Genomic DNA, 13,132 nt, shown 5'->3' with positions numbered 1-13,132 from the left:
CATACCGGGCTTTTTTATTTGTCACGATTATGCGGTACCCTTGCCAGTCATCGAATTACAGGGAACGCACAATGAAAAAAGCTGGCTATCTTATTCTGGCGATGATCGTCATGGCTCTCGCGGCGGGCGCAGGCTACTGGAAGTGGGCCGGAAACCCGAACGCGCTGCGCACCATCGTCTTCGAACAGTGCCTTCCTGGTCAGCTCCAACACCAGAATCCCGCGCCGTGTGCGGATGTGAAACCGGATGCCGGATACGTGGTTTTCAAAGACCGCAACGGCCCGCTGCAATATCTTCTGATGCCCACTTATCGTATCAACGGTACGGAAAGTCCGATGTTGCTGGAGCCTTATACGCCGAATTTCTTCTGGCTGGCCTGGCAGGCGCGCAGCTTTATGAGCCAGAAATATGGCAAAGAGATCCCGGATAGCGCCGTATCGCTGGCGATTAACTCGCGAAGCGGACGGACGCAAAATCACTTCCACATTCACATCTCCTGCCTGCGCACGGATGTTCGTCATCAACTGGATACCAATATGGCGAAAATCAGCACCCGCTGGTTGCCACTGCCGGGGGGTCTTCGGGGGAATGAATATCTGGCGCGCCGCGTCACCGAAAGCGAAATGGTGAAAAGCAGCCCGTTTATGATGCTGGCGGAAGAGGTGCCCGACGCGCGCGACCACATGGGAAGCTACGCTCTGGCGATGGTTCGCTTAAGCGATGAAAGCTTTGTCCTGCTGGCAACGCAGCGTAATTTACTGGCGCTGAACCGCGCGTCGGCCGAGGAAATTCAGGATCATCAATGTGATATTCTGAAGTAACCCTACCCGTTCTGGCGTTTACCTGACTTGCCTGCCGTCGTATTCTTGCTGAAAAAAACGACAGGAGTCAGGTATGTCGCTCTGGTTTTCCCATCCTCTGTTCCTTCCATCGCTGGTTGTTGGCATCACCATCATCCTCTGGGCGACTTCGCTGTTGCCTGAATTTATCACCGCGCTTTTATTCTTTACCGTCGCGATGGCGGCGAAAATCGCCCCGCCGGAGGTCATTTTCGGCGGCTTTGCCTCATCGGCCTTCTGGCTGGTGTTCAGCGGGTTTGTGCTCGGCGTGGCGATCCGCAAAACGGGGCTTGCCGACCGGGCGGCGAGGGCGCTGTCGGCAAGGCTGACTGATTCGTGGCTGCGCATGGTGGCGAGCGTGGTCTTGCTGAGTTATGCGCTGGCGTTTGTGATGCCCTCAAATATGGGGCGAATCGCGCTGCTGATGCCGATTGTCGCGGCGATGGCCTCGCGTGCAGGCATTAAAGAGGGCACCCGCCCGTGGTACGGGCTGGCGCTGGCGGTCGGTTTCGGTACGTTCCAGCTTTCCGCCACCATCCTGCCCGCCAACGTACCCAACCTGGTGATGAGCGGCGCGGCGGAAGGCGCATGGGGCATCCATCTGAACTATCTGCCCTATCTGCTGCTGCATACGCCGGTGCTCGGCTGGCTGAAAGGCGCGCTGCTTATCGGGCTGATTTGCTGGCTCTTCCCCGGAAAACCACAGCCGCCACAATCGATACAGGCGGCGCCGCCTATGAGCGCGGCAGAGAAGCGCCTGGCCTGGTTGCTGGCAATCGTGTTAACCCTGTGGGTGACGGAGAGCTGGCACGGCATCGGCCCGGCGTGGACAGGACTGGCGGCGGCGTGCGTGACGCTGCTACCGCGTGTTGGGTTTATCAGCGGCGAGGAGTTCTCGGCGGGCGTGAACATTCGCACCTGTATTTACGTCGCCGGGATTCTGGGGCTGGCTATTACCGTTACCCAGACGGGGATTGGCGATGCGGTAGGCGAGGCGCTGCTGCGCGTGATGCCGCTCGACCCGGAACGCCCGTTCACCAGTTTTGTGGCGTTGACGGGGATCACGACCGCGCTCAACTTCATTATGACCGCCAACGGCGTGCCGGCGCTCTACACCACCTTTGCGCAAAGTTTTGCTGAGGCGACAAATTTCCCGCTGTTGAGCGTGATTATGATTCAGGTATTAGGCTATTCCACGCCGCTTCTGCCGTATCAGGCGTCGCCGATTGTGGTGGCGATGGCGTTAGGGAAAGTGCCTGCAAGGGCGGGGATGATGCTGTGTCTGGCGCTGGCGGCGGCGAGTTATCTGTTGCTGTTGCCGCTGGATTATCTTTGGTATCAGGTGTTGGGAAAGTTGTGAGTTTTTGCCGGATGCGCTGCGCTTATCCGGCCTACATCGTCAGGACTGTAGGTCGGATAAGGCGAAGCCGCCATCCGGCGCGTAAACAGGATTAAGCCTGTTTAGCCGCTTCTGCTGCTTTAACGATCACCGCGAAAGCGTCTGCTTTCAGGGATGCGCCGCCAACCAGCGCGCCGTCGATGTCCGGCTGGGTGAACAGTTCTGCTGCGTTGCTTGCGTTAACGGAACCGCCGTACTGGATGATAACCTGTTCAGCGATTTTCGCGTCAGCTTTAGCAATGTGGTCACGGATGAATTTGTGAACCGCCTGAGCCTGAGCTGGGGTCGCAGATTTACCCGTACCGATTGCCCATACAGGTTCGTAAGCGATAACAACGCCTTCGAATGCCGCCGCGCCCTGAGTTTTCAGGACTGCGTCGATCTGACGTGCGCAAACTTCTTCAGTTTTGCCCGCTTCGTTTTCTGCTTCAGTTTCGCCGATGCACAGAACCGGAGTCAGACCCTGCTCTTTCAGTACAGCGAATTTTTTCGCGATCAGTTCGTCAGACTCTTTGTGGTAAGTACGACGCTCAGAGTGACCGATAATGATGTACTGCGCGCCGACATCTTTCAGCATTTCTGCGGAGGTTTCACCGGTGAATGCGCCAGACAGGTTCAGGTCAACGTTCTGCGCGCCCAGAGCAATGTGGCTACCGGCAGCAGCGTGTTTCGCCATGTCGATGTACATTTCCGGCGGCGCGATCGCTACGCCACAACCAGCAACGCCAGCCAGCTCTTTACGCAGGTTAGCAACCAGCTCGTTTACCATGTGGCGGCTGCCGTTCAGTTTCCAGTTACCCATCACTAAAGGATGTCGCATTTTAATTCTCCACGCTTGTTAGCGAATTAAGGAATATGGCCGCCCGTAAGGGCAGCATGGTCTGTGAATCAGTATAGAGAGTGTTCATCCTGAAGGCTTTGCTTTTTATCATTTATTCGCCTCCTTCAAGATTTTCAGATAGCGCCAGCTTAATCGGTTCAACAGCGAAGGTCAGCCCTTTTTCGCCATTATCGGCGACAACATAACGAATCGCGCCTTCGCTGGTGGTGAAGTAGTGCTTTCCTTTTCCCTGAGCCAACAGTTTTTGCAGTTTCTGCTGGCTTTGCGCTTTGGTGAGCGTGGGCGTGAACAGACGCAGAACCGCCGTCATGTACTCCAGCGCTTTGGCTTTCGCCGCTTTCTGTTCAGGGCCTGGAATGGGCAGCCAGGTTATCTGCATCGACTTGATTTTCAGCGTTCCGCGCTCGAGTGCGGTGGACGCATACAGATTCTCGTTAATTTTGCTCGCTGCGCGCGTCAGATTCAGCTTGTCGCGGCTGGAGGAAATTGAACGAAATTCATTAAGTGGCAGCGACGGATTATCAATATTAAACCGCTCGCGAAACTGGCTGATGGAGAGATCGAACGTGGGCGCGCCGGAAAGCAAATAGGGCGCAGTGGTATCCGGAGACTCAACGGCAAACGCGAAGCGGCCAGCGCTCAGGGCGATGACGCCTGCAAGACACACAGCGATCCACTTCTTCATGTTTGTCGTCCTCATATTCTCCAGCAGACGATTAAAACGGGAACGGCCTCGCTTGTCAAAAAGAGAGCGTTTCAGGGTACACTACGCCGCATGATGAGAATAAGGAATCAGACATGACCCTACAACAATGGTTGTTTTCAATTAAGGGCCGCATTGGTCGCCGTGATTTCTGGATCTGGATGGGGATCTGGCTGCTGGCGATGGTGATTCTGTTTACGCTGGCTGGCGGTGAGATGCTGAGTATTCAGACCGCGGCGTTTATCCTGGTCTGCCTGCTGTGGCCAACGGCGGCAGTCACGGTGAAACGTCTGCACGATCGCGGTAAATCTGGCATCTGGGCCCTGCTGATGGTGCTGGCGTGGATGCTGTTGGCCGGTAATTGGGCGATGCTGCCGGGCGTCTGGCAGTGGGGCGTGGGGCGGTTTATTCCGACTCTGATTATCGTGATGATGCTGATTGACCTGGGCGCGTTTGTCGGCACCCAGGGGGAAAACAAGTACGGTAAAGATACGCAGGACGTGAAATACCGCTGATTACCAGTAATGTTCCGCCGTCATATGGCCTGGACGGCGGCGCAGATGTTTGGTCATCTGGCGGGTATCTTTCAGCAACTGCTGGGTATCGCGCACCATCTGCGGGTTTCCGCACAACATCACGTGGCTGGTTTCGGCATTCATCGGCAGGCCAACCGCCTCTTCCAGCGCACCGCTTTCAATCAATGCGGGCACGCGTCCGGTCAGGGAATCAGCCACCGTTTCGCGACTGACAACGGTTTTAATGCGCAACTTCCCTTCGTAGCGTTTCTCAAGTTCCTGCATCAACGGCAGATAACTTAAGTCCGCGGCAAAGCGCGCGGCGTGAACCAGTACGATATTCTTAAAGCGCTCTAAATCTTTCCCTTCCTGCAAAATCGACAGATATGGGCCTATTGCCGTGCCAGTTGCCAGCATCCACAGGGTTTCGCAGTCAGGCACTTCATCCAGCACAAAGAAGCCCGCCGCTTCGCTGACAATTTGTACCTCATCACCTGGTTTCAGCGCGGCGAGGCGCGGGCTCAGTTTTCCCTCTGGTACGGTGACCAGATAGAACTCAAGATCGGGATTGCTGGGGGCGTTAACGTAGGAGTACGCGCGTTGCACGCGCTCGCCGTCGACATCCAGACCCAGCTTGGCAAACTGCCCGGCGGTGAAAGGATTAACGGGGGCGTGAACGGTGAGGCTAAACAGTGCATCGGTCCAGAAATGCACCTTTGTGACTTTACCTGTTACCCAATCGGCCATGATCGTCTCCTCTGCGCGTTGTTACCCTATCTTCGCTGTGTCAGGAGAAGATTTCCAGCCCCATGGGGCCGGAAAGCTCAATTGAACAAATGATTTACAGGATGTGATTCTGGATCTCAGGGTCTTTGCGATCGAGATAATGAATCGACTGAATGCGGCGAATGGTGCGCGATTTTCCGCGAATCAGCAGCGTCTCGGTGGTGGCGATATTGCCTTTGCGGCTGATGCCGTCCAGCAGGTCGCCTTTGGTGATCCCGGTGGCGGAGAAGATAACGTTGTCGCTGCGTGCCATATCATCCAGCGTCAGCACTTTCCCGGCTTCGATACCCATCTCATGACAACGGCGCAGTTCGTCTTCGCCAATGCGGCGGTTCTCTTCGCTATCGCCTTTCACGTGATGACGCGCCAGCAGGCGGCCATGCATATCGCCATCCAGCGCGCGGATCACTGCCGCAGAGACCACGCCTTCCGGCGCGCCGCCGATACCGTAAAGCACATCAACTTCGCTGTCCGGCATGCAGGTCAGAATGGACGCCGCGACATCACCATCAGGAATGGCGAACACGCGCACGCCCAGTTTCTGCAACTCGGCAATCACCGCATCGTGGCGCGGTTTCGCCAGAATAGTGACCGTCAGCTCTTCAAACGGTTTATTCAGCGCGCTTGCAATATTGCGCAGGTTTTCTTCCAGCGGCTTGTTGAGGTCGATAACACCTTTCGCGCCCGGCCCGACAATCAGCTTCTCCATGTACATGTCCGGCGCGTTCAGGAAGCAGCCTTTATCGCCCACCGCCAGCACCGCCAGCGCATTTGCCTGGCCCATTGCGGTCATGCGGGTGCCTTCAATCGGGTCGACGGCAATATCTACCGCATCACCTTTTCCGGTCCCGACGCTTTCGCCAATGTAGAGCATCGGCGCTTCATCAATTTCGCCTTCGCCAATGACGATGGTGCCATCAATGTTGACCTTGTTGAGCATGATGCGCATCGCATTTACCGCCGCGCCATCAGCGACATTTTTATCGCCCCGGCCCAGCCATTTGTAACCTGCCAGCGCCGCCGCTTCCGTGACGCGCGAAAATTCGATAGCCAGTTCTCGTCTCATAGCAAACTCATTTCAGAAGAAAAATTGCGCGAAGTTTAGCACAGCGGCACCAGACAGCCCTATTAATGACGGGTGTATCCTGTGTGGAAAAATCTGGGAGGCTTTATGAAACGGGGAAAAGTGCTGGAGCCAACGCTGCGTGAACGATGCCGGGCCATCTTTCAGAATGAGCCACCGGTGCAGTACGTCTGGGAGCCAGAGTTTGATTACGATACGGAATCGTTGCGTAAGCTGGCAAAGACGCCGTGGCAGCAGATTACGGGGCATCAACTAGGCTGCTATTACGTATTAAATCTGGTTTATCACGAACCGATGCAGCCAGAGCTGTTTCGCTATCTCTTTCCCCTGTGTCTTGCCGAGTGGCATGAAGCGCTGCTGTATGACGGCTACGGTGATTATTTTGAAGAGTCGTTGTTGAAAGCGCTGCGTCGGCCTTATCTGTGGCAGGAGATGATGGATAGCCAACAGCGTCAAAACGTTCGTCACTTTTTAATTGAGACGATGCTGGCGCAGATGGATAACGGATGCAGCTTTGACAGGCATCCCTGCGGATGGCTAACCACTTTCAATGGCCTGGGCGGTGCGGCTACGGTGATACGCGCTATCTGGACGCAGTGGTGGGCGCTGGAAACACCGGGCAGAGCCATTTGTGCGCTTCAGTACGCCGCTTATCTGATCTACCCGCAAGGTGATAATCCGCTTTGGCCGGATGAGCCGCGCTTGTGGTATCACCCGTTAAGCGATGAGCATGCGTGGACCGCGGAAAATCACGCGTTTTTACGCGGAGTGTTAACTACCGATGTTTTACTGGCGGGTGTTCAGGCCGCCGCCGAAAGATTGCGTGGCGAACCGGAAGGCGCAATGGCGGCGCGTATCGCGAGCGATGCGCTGAATGCCCACGATATCATCACCATTCAAATTGAAGACTTGCTGCTGGATTTGTCGCGTGACGAGTCGGGTCACGCGTTGGAATAACGTTCCGTTTCCGGCATCCAGCGCTCAATCAGCGCGGTGGCCTGCTGCGGATAACGTTCGTGAACATGGCGAGCGATGCGCTGAACTTCGGGGATCATCGCCTGATCGCGCAGTAAGTCCGCCACTTTGAACTCAGCATTGCCCGTCTGGCGTGTACCAAGCAGCTCGCCAGGGCCGCGAATTTCGAGATCTTTTTGCGCAATCACAAAGCCGTCGTTGCTGTCGCGTAGCACCTGCAAACGCATCTGCGCCGTTTTGGAAAGCGGCGATTTGTAGAGCAGCACACAGTGCGAGGCCACCGCGCCACGGCCCACGCGGCCACGCAGCTGATGGAGTTGCGCAAGGCCCAGACGTTCCGGGTTTTCGATAATCATCAGGCTGGCGTTGGGCACATCGACACCGACTTCAATCACCGTGGTGGCAATCAGCAGATGCAGCTCGCCCTGCTTGAAGGATTGCATTACCGCCTGCTTTTCGGCAGGTTTCATACGCCCGTGAACGAGGCCGACGTTGAGTTCCGGCAGCGCCAGCTTTAACTCTTCCCACGTGGCTTCCGCCGCCTGTGCTTCCAGCAGTTCCGACTCCTCAATCAGCGTACAGACCCAATACGCCTGACGACCCTCTTCGGTACAAGCGTGACGCACGCGATTGATGATGTCGCTGCGACGCGTGTCCGGAATCGCGACGGTGGTGACCGGCGTTCGGCCTGGTGGCAGTTCGTCAATCACCGAAGTATCGAGATCGGCATAGGCAGTCATTGCCAGCGTTCGCGGAATAGGTGTCGCGGTCATAATCAGCTGATGCGGATGGAAGCCCTGCTGCTGGCCTTTCTCCCACAGCGCCAGACGCTGGTGGACACCAAAGCGGTGCTGTTCATCGATAATCACCAGCGCGAGGCCGTTAAACTGCACCTGCTCCTGGAAAATAGCATGGGTGCCGACAATCATCTGCACCTGGCCGCTGGCGATGGCTTCCTGCTGCGCCTGACGCGCTTTCCCTTTTTGCTTCCCGGCGAGCCAGCCCACTTCGATACCAAGCGGCTCAAACCAGGTGCGGAAGTTATTAGCGTGTTGTTCAGCGAGCAGTTCGGTGGGTGCCATCAACGCCACCTGCTTGCCGTGGGCAATCGCCCTTAATGCCGCCAGCGCGGCGACCAGCGTTTTACCGGAACCCACATCGCCCTGCACCAGACGCATCATCGGCACGTCGAGCGTCATATCGCGTTCAATTTCAGCGACCACGCGGGTTTGCGCCCCGGTGGGTTTGAACGGCAGCGAATCGAGGAACTGATTTTTCAGCTCGCCCTGTTCATTCAGCGGCAGGGCATGGTAGCGCTGCGCCCCGGCACGGAGCGCCAGCATGCTCAGGTTATGGGCGAGTAACTCTTCCAGAATTAAGCGCCGCTGGGCCGGATGCTTGCCGGTTTCCAGGTCGCTGAGTTGCAGCGATGGCGGCGGGCGGTGCAGGGTGCGCAGCGCTTCCGGCAGGCTCATCATGCCGGAGGCTAATTCTGGCGGCAGCAGCTCGGCGATGGCGCAGGTATCGAGGAGATCCAGCGCCTGGTCGGTCAGCTTGCGTAGCGTCGCCTGTTTGATGCCTTCGGTGGTTGGATAAATCGGCGTGAGCGTCTCCTGCAATTCCGGCGTGCTCAAATCGCCCTGTACGCGGTATTCCGGGTGGATCATCTCCGCGCCAAATTTGCCGCGCTTCGCTTCGCCGTAGGCCAGCACGCGACGTCCGGTTGCGAGGCTGTTTTTCATTGCCGCGTTGAAGTTGAAGAAGCGCATGGTGAGGATGCCCGTGCCGTCGCTAATCTGGCAGGTCATCATTCGCCGTCCGCCGAACGTAATGTTTGAGTTGAGAACTTCGCCTTCTACCGTGGCATAGATACCGGGCAGTAGTTCGCCAATGGGATAGAGTTGAGTGCGGTCTTCGTAGCGCAACGGCAGATGAAGCAATAAGTCCTGCACCGTGTGCAGACCGATTTTAGCGAGCTTCTGACTTTGCGCTGCACCAACGCCCGTTAGCGAACTGAGCGGAACAGCATCTAACAGGCGACTTTGCATGGATTACCTCGTGGCCTGCATGGTGGCCCACCAGGTCGCGTCGGCTTCAATCTCGCCGCGATCGTTGACGTGCGGGTAGGGAAGGCCTTTGCGCTTCGCGACGTTTGCCAGCACTGGATATCCGCCTTCAAACAGCAGACGCTGTTGTTCGTCGTCCGGCAGCATACTGTTTTCACGCTGATACATACCGGCGTTCTGCCGCTGGCGCTGCGCTTCATACAGAATAAGCGCGGAGGCCACGGAGACGTTGAGCGACTGCACCATGCCGATCATCGGAATGATGATGTCCTGGTCTGCGAGTGCTAACGCTTCCTGAGTGATGCCGGTTTTCTCCTGACCCATTAAAATACAGGTTGGGCGGGTATAATCGATTTCGCGAAAATCGACGGCTTTATCAGAGAGATTGGTCGCCAGCACCTGCATACCGCGCCCTTTCAGATGCGAAACCGCCTCGCCAATCGTCGGGTGCGTTTTAACCGAAACCCAGCTGTTGCTGCCCGCCGCCGTTGAAGCCATGGTGCGCATGCGGCTGCCTGGCCAGACGGCGTGAACTTCATGTACGCCCACGGCGTCAGCGGTGCGCACAATCGCTGAAACGTTATGAGGTTTGTGGACCTGCTCCATGCAGACGGTCAGGTCAGGCTGTCGCCTGGCGAGCATCTCGCGGATACGCGCATAACGTTTAGAATTCATAAAACTAGTTTCGGTTACGTGTGACTTTAATGACGTCCGGCATTACGCGGATTTTGCGCATGATATTCGCCAGATGCACGCGGTCGCGCGCCGTCAGGCGAATAAAGGCGCTGTAAACGCGGCCATCCTTCTCTTCAGTATTCAGACTCTGAATATTAGACGTCGCTGTATTGATTGCCGCCGTCAGGTTAGCCAGCGCACCCTGATGATTGAACATATCCACCTTAATTTCGGTGATAAATTCCTGCTCAGTCTCTTTATCCCACTCTACGGCCATGAACTTCTCTGGCTCTTTTTGGTAGCCACGGATGTTACGGCAGGATTCATGGTGGATAACCAGGCCTTTGCCTGGGCTGACGTGAGCGATAATCGGATCGCCAGGAATTGGACGGCAGCATTTTGCGAAGGTGATCAGCACGCCATCTGCGCCTTTGATAGGCAGATGCGCATGGCCGGAAGCACCCGGTGCGGAAGGTGTGGCTTCGCCCTGTTGCAGGTTTTTCGCCACGACCACGCTCATGGCATTGCCGAGGCCGATTTCAGCCAGCAGATCGTCAAGCGAGGTGAGTTTCATGCGCTCAAGTTCGCGCTGGATATGCTCTGGCGGAATTTCCGCGAGCTTACGGCTGCCACCCAACGCGTGGTTGAGCAGGCGACGCCCCAGGCTTACGGAATCATCACGCTTGAGGTTTTTCAGCAACTGACGAATTTTGGCGCGCGCTTTTGAGCTGACGACAAAGTTCAGCCACGCGGCATTCGGGCGAGCGCCAGGTGCGGTAATGATTTCAACGGTCTGGCCGCTGGAGAGCGGCTGCGACAGCGGGTAAGGCTGCCTGTCGACACGTGCGCCCACGCAGGCATGACCGATATCGGTATGCACCGCATATGCGAAGTCGACAGGCGTTGCACCGGCAGGCAGTTCGACAATGCGCCCTTCCGGTGTGAAAACGTAAATCTCATCCGGGAAGAGATCGGATTTAACGCTCTCGATAAATTCAAACGAGCTACCGGCGCTCTGTTGCAGCTCCAGCAGGCTTTGCATCCAGCGCTGAGCGCGGATTTGAGCAGTCGTGCTGGTTTCGCCGTGCTCTTTATAAGCCCAGTGTGCGGCAACACCCATCTCCGCCATCTGGTCCATATCTTCGGTGCGGATCTGGACCTCAACCGGCACGCCGTGCGGGCCGATCATCGAGGTGTGCAAAGATTGATAGCCGTTCGCTTTTGGAATGGCGATATAGTCTTTCACACGACCTGGACGCGGCTTATACAGGCTGTGCATCTGGCCGAGCACTCGATAACAGGTGTCGGAATCATTGACGATCACGCGGAAGGCGTAGATATCCATGATCGAGTGAAAACGCTGCTCTTTGAGCACCATTTTGCAGTAAATCGAATAAAGATGCTTTTCGCGACCACTGACGCGGCACGGTATTCCCGCTTCCTGCAAACGCCCTTCGATTTCCGAGAGGATTTTTTGGATCATCTCTTTACGGTTGCCGCGCGCGGCTTTCACCACTTCTTTAATTACGCGATAACGGTTGGGATACAGCGCTTCAAAACCCAACTCTTCGAGTTCGGTTTTAATGTGGTGGATACCTAAACGGTGTGCCAGCGGGCTGTAGATCTCGAGGGTTTCACGGGCGATGCGGCGACGTTTATCCGGGCGAAGTGAGCCCAGCGTGCGCATGTTGTGGGTACGGTCTGCGAGTTTGATGAGGATGACGCGGATATCCTGCACCATCGCCATAATCATCTTGCGAAAGTTTTCGGCCTGCGCCTCTTTCTTATCGCGGAACTTGAGTTTATCAAGTTTCGACACCCCCTCTACCAGTTCGGCGACGCTTTTGCCAAAAAGCTGTTCCATGTCCTGGTAGGTGGCAGGGGTATCTTCAATCACGTCATGCAGCAGTGCTGCCATTAGTGTTTCATGGTCGAGCTTCATCTCGGCCAGAATACAGGCAACCGCGACGGGATGCGTGATATAGGGTTCACCGCTTGAACGTGTCTGGCCCTCGTGAGCGTCACGTGCAACGAGGTACGCCTGCCGCAGACGTTTGATTTGATCTTCCGGCAGGTAGTTTTGAATCAGCTGATTCAGGCTTTCAAACAGATACAAGGGCGACCCGCTCTGTAATTAACGACGACCTTCAGCAATAGCGGTAACGGCCTGTAATTCAGCGGCTTCCTGCTCTTGCTGTTCCTGGCGCTCGCGCACGTCGAGGATCTGGTTGTTGATCAGACCTTCTTCGATTTCGCGCAGTGCGATTACTGTGGTTTTATCGTTTTCTTCCGGTACCAGCGGATCCTTTCCGCCTACCTGCATCTGACGAGCGCGACGCGCGGCGACCAGTACCAGGTCAAAACGGTTACCAATTTTCTCTACAGCGTCCTGAACAGTTACGCGTGCCATACTTTAATGCTCCACAGGTGAAGAAATGACTGGGCATGATACTGAAAGTGGGTTCAGTCTGCCAATAGTTTGCTGATTAAAGCGTCATGTCGCTGCTTTTGGCGGCTCATGCGCAGACGTTCAGCACGGATAATCGTTTTCAGATCGCCTAAAGCGGTATCGAAATCGTCGTTCACGATCAGGTAATCATATTCCGCGTAATGGCTCATTTCTGCAACTGCCTGCGCCATTCGTTTGGTGATCACCTCTTCGCTGTCCTGGCCGCGGCCACGCAGGCGGCGATCCAGTTCAATTTTGGACGGCGGCAGGATAAAGATACTGCGCGCGTGCGGCATTTTAGTACGAATTTGCTGCGCGCCCTGCCAGTCGATATCAAGGAAAACATCGACGCCCGTTGCCAGCACTTGCTCAATGGTTTCACGCGAGGTGCCGTAGTAATTACCGAACACTTCCGCATGTTCAAGAAACGCGTCTCTGCCAATCATGGTTTTGAATTCGTCATGATTCACAAAGTAATAATGTTCACCGTGCACTTCACCCGGACGCGGCGCGCGCGTGGTATGCGAAACAGAAACCTGAGTGTCGTATAACGGTTGGGTTTTCAATAAAGCCTGAATCAGGCTGGATTTACCTGCGCCACTGGGGGCAGAAACAATATAAAGCGTGCCTTGAGCCATGAGTATTTGTGTATGTTGCCAGCAATGAAGTTCTACATACGGGCTTATTATACACGTCGGCGCATCGTGACGTAGTCTTTGTCACACTTTTTGCGCTGCTTTCTTTCATTTTGCGTGTCACTTTCCTGATTTCCTTACCTGTTGCTGCAACAAATCAATTTC

At 55.8% G+C, this 13,132-nt stretch carries 13 protein-coding genes; 4 read left to right on the top strand and 9 right to left on the bottom strand.

The features are described from left to right. The first annotated feature begins 71 nt into the window (after nucleotides 1-71). Both ACWWFX_RS05965 and ACWWFX_RS05960 read left to right on the top strand, forming a co-directional pair. Entirely contained in the window at nucleotides 72-821 is a 750-nt protein-coding gene (locus ACWWFX_RS05965; RefSeq protein WP_473223400.1) for a CDP-diacylglycerol diphosphatase, read from the top strand. Between the two features lie 73 nt (nucleotides 822-894). Then, nucleotides 895-2,199, top strand: a complete 1,305-nt coding sequence (locus ACWWFX_RS05960) for an SLC13 family permease (RefSeq protein ID WP_473223399.1) — start codon at nucleotides 895-897, stop codon at nucleotides 2,197-2,199. A 91-nt stretch (nucleotides 2,200-2,290) separates the two neighbouring features. Here ACWWFX_RS05960 and tpiA read toward each other — a convergent pair whose 3' ends face one another. Next, nucleotides 2,291-3,058: a triose-phosphate isomerase gene (tpiA, locus tag ACWWFX_RS05955; protein WP_276219152.1), complete on the bottom strand. Its 768-nt coding sequence runs from the start codon at nucleotides 3,056-3,058 to the stop codon at nucleotides 2,291-2,293. 112 nt (nucleotides 3,059-3,170) lie between these two features. Beyond that, the gene (locus ACWWFX_RS05950; protein WP_473223398.1) at nucleotides 3,171-3,764 is read right to left on the bottom strand and encodes a YiiQ family protein; all 594 of its coding nucleotides are present in this window, start codon (nucleotides 3,762-3,764) and stop codon (nucleotides 3,171-3,173) included. Between the two features lie 113 nt (nucleotides 3,765-3,877). Here ACWWFX_RS05950 and ACWWFX_RS05945 point away from each other — a divergent pair, with 113 nt between their 5' ends. After that, nucleotides 3,878-4,297, top strand: a complete 420-nt coding sequence (locus ACWWFX_RS05945) for a DUF805 domain-containing protein (RefSeq protein WP_015343994.1) — start codon at nucleotides 3,878-3,880, stop codon at nucleotides 4,295-4,297. On the opposite strand, the gene fpr is transcribed toward ACWWFX_RS05945, so the two are convergent. Together fpr and glpX are read right to left on the bottom strand one after the other, a co-directional pair. Continuing rightward, on the bottom strand, nucleotides 4,298-5,044 hold the full coding sequence (fpr, locus tag ACWWFX_RS05940; RefSeq protein ID WP_473223397.1) for a ferredoxin--NADP(+) reductase: 747 nt from the start codon (nucleotides 5,042-5,044) through the stop codon (nucleotides 4,298-4,300). A 94-nt stretch (nucleotides 5,045-5,138) separates the two neighbouring features. Further along, complete coding sequence (gene glpX / locus ACWWFX_RS05935; RefSeq protein WP_276219150.1) at nucleotides 5,139-6,149, bottom strand: class II fructose-bisphosphatase; 1,011 nt, start codon at nucleotides 6,147-6,149, stop codon at nucleotides 5,139-5,141. A gap of 105 nt (nucleotides 6,150-6,254) precedes the next feature. Here glpX and ACWWFX_RS05930 point away from each other — a divergent pair, with 105 nt between their 5' ends. Next, nucleotides 6,255-7,124 (top strand): hypothetical protein, encoded by an 870-nt coding sequence (locus ACWWFX_RS05930; RefSeq protein WP_473223396.1) that lies wholly within the window; start codon nucleotides 6,255-6,257, stop codon nucleotides 7,122-7,124. Here ACWWFX_RS05930 and recG read toward each other — a convergent pair. From recG to gmk, 5 genes are read right to left on the bottom strand one after another with little or no spacing between them, the layout of a single operon-like run. Then, nucleotides 7,109-9,190 carry an ATP-dependent DNA helicase RecG gene (gene recG / locus ACWWFX_RS05925; protein ID WP_473223395.1) on the bottom strand — a complete coding sequence of 694 codons (2,082 nt, stop codon included), beginning with the start codon at nucleotides 9,188-9,190 and terminating at the stop codon, nucleotides 7,109-7,111. The genes ACWWFX_RS05930 and recG overlap by 16 nt on opposite strands. Nucleotides 9,191-9,193: 3 nt before the next feature. After that, a complete protein-coding gene (gene trmH, locus ACWWFX_RS05920) occupies nucleotides 9,194-9,883 on the bottom strand; it encodes a tRNA (guanosine(18)-2'-O)-methyltransferase TrmH (protein ID WP_276219147.1) in 690 nt (229 codons plus the stop codon). 4 nt (nucleotides 9,884-9,887) lie between these two features. Beyond that, on the bottom strand, nucleotides 9,888-11,999 hold the full coding sequence (spoT, locus tag ACWWFX_RS05915; protein ID WP_015343999.1) for a bifunctional GTP diphosphokinase/guanosine-3',5'-bis pyrophosphate 3'-pyrophosphohydrolase: 2,112 nt from the start codon (nucleotides 11,997-11,999) through the stop codon (nucleotides 9,888-9,890). Nucleotides 12,000-12,017: 18 nt separating this feature from the next. Continuing rightward, on the bottom strand, nucleotides 12,018-12,293 hold the full coding sequence (gene rpoZ, locus ACWWFX_RS05910; protein WP_000135058.1) for a DNA-directed RNA polymerase subunit omega: 276 nt from the start codon (nucleotides 12,291-12,293) through the stop codon (nucleotides 12,018-12,020). Between the two features lie 53 nt (nucleotides 12,294-12,346). Continuing rightward, entirely contained in the window at nucleotides 12,347-12,970 is a 624-nt protein-coding gene (gene gmk / locus ACWWFX_RS05905; protein ID WP_015962457.1) for a guanylate kinase, read from the bottom strand. Nucleotides 12,971-13,132: the final 162 nt, after the last annotated feature.

The organism is Pseudocitrobacter sp. 2023LY-00077, assembly GCF_055796175.1.
Note: the sequence above shows the minus strand (reverse complement) of the source record. Positions and strands in the feature narration are given on the sequence as shown.

Bases quoted from the DNA above. Each gene is read 5' to 3' on its own strand.
- ACWWFX_RS05960 (WP_473223399.1), top strand. From the start codon at position 895: ATGTCGCTCTGGTTTTCCCATCCTCTGTTCCTTCCATCGCTGGTTGTT.
- ACWWFX_RS05965 (WP_473223400.1), top strand. From the start codon at position 72: ATGAAAAAAGCTGGCTATCTTATTCTGGCGATGATCGTCATGGCTCTC.
- gmk (WP_015962457.1), bottom strand. From the start codon at position 12,970: ATGGCTCAAGGCACGCTTTATATTGTTTCTGCCCCCAGTGGCGCAGGT.
- glpX (WP_276219150.1), bottom strand. From the start codon at position 6,149: ATGAGACGAGAACTGGCTATCGAATTTTCGCGCGTCACGGAAGCGGCG.
- ACWWFX_RS05930 (WP_473223396.1), top strand. From the start codon at position 6,255: ATGAAACGGGGAAAAGTGCTGGAGCCAACGCTGCGTGAACGATGCCGG.
- ACWWFX_RS05950 (WP_473223398.1), bottom strand. From the start codon at position 3,764: ATGAAGAAGTGGATCGCTGTGTGTCTTGCAGGCGTCATCGCCCTGAGC.
- rpoZ (WP_000135058.1), bottom strand. From the start codon at position 12,293: ATGGCACGCGTAACTGTTCAGGACGCTGTAGAGAAAATTGGTAACCGT.
- recG (WP_473223395.1), bottom strand. From the start codon at position 9,190: ATGCAAAGTCGCCTGTTAGATGCTGTTCCGCTCAGTTCGCTAACGGGC.
- fpr (WP_473223397.1), bottom strand. From the start codon at position 5,044: ATGGCCGATTGGGTAACAGGTAAAGTCACAAAGGTGCATTTCTGGACC.
- ACWWFX_RS05945 (WP_015343994.1), top strand. From the start codon at position 3,878: ATGACCCTACAACAATGGTTGTTTTCAATTAAGGGCCGCATTGGTCGC.
- trmH (WP_276219147.1), bottom strand. From the start codon at position 9,883: ATGAATTCTAAACGTTATGCGCGTATCCGCGAGATGCTCGCCAGGCGA.
- tpiA (WP_276219152.1), bottom strand. From the start codon at position 3,058: ATGCGACATCCTTTAGTGATGGGTAACTGGAAACTGAACGGCAGCCGC.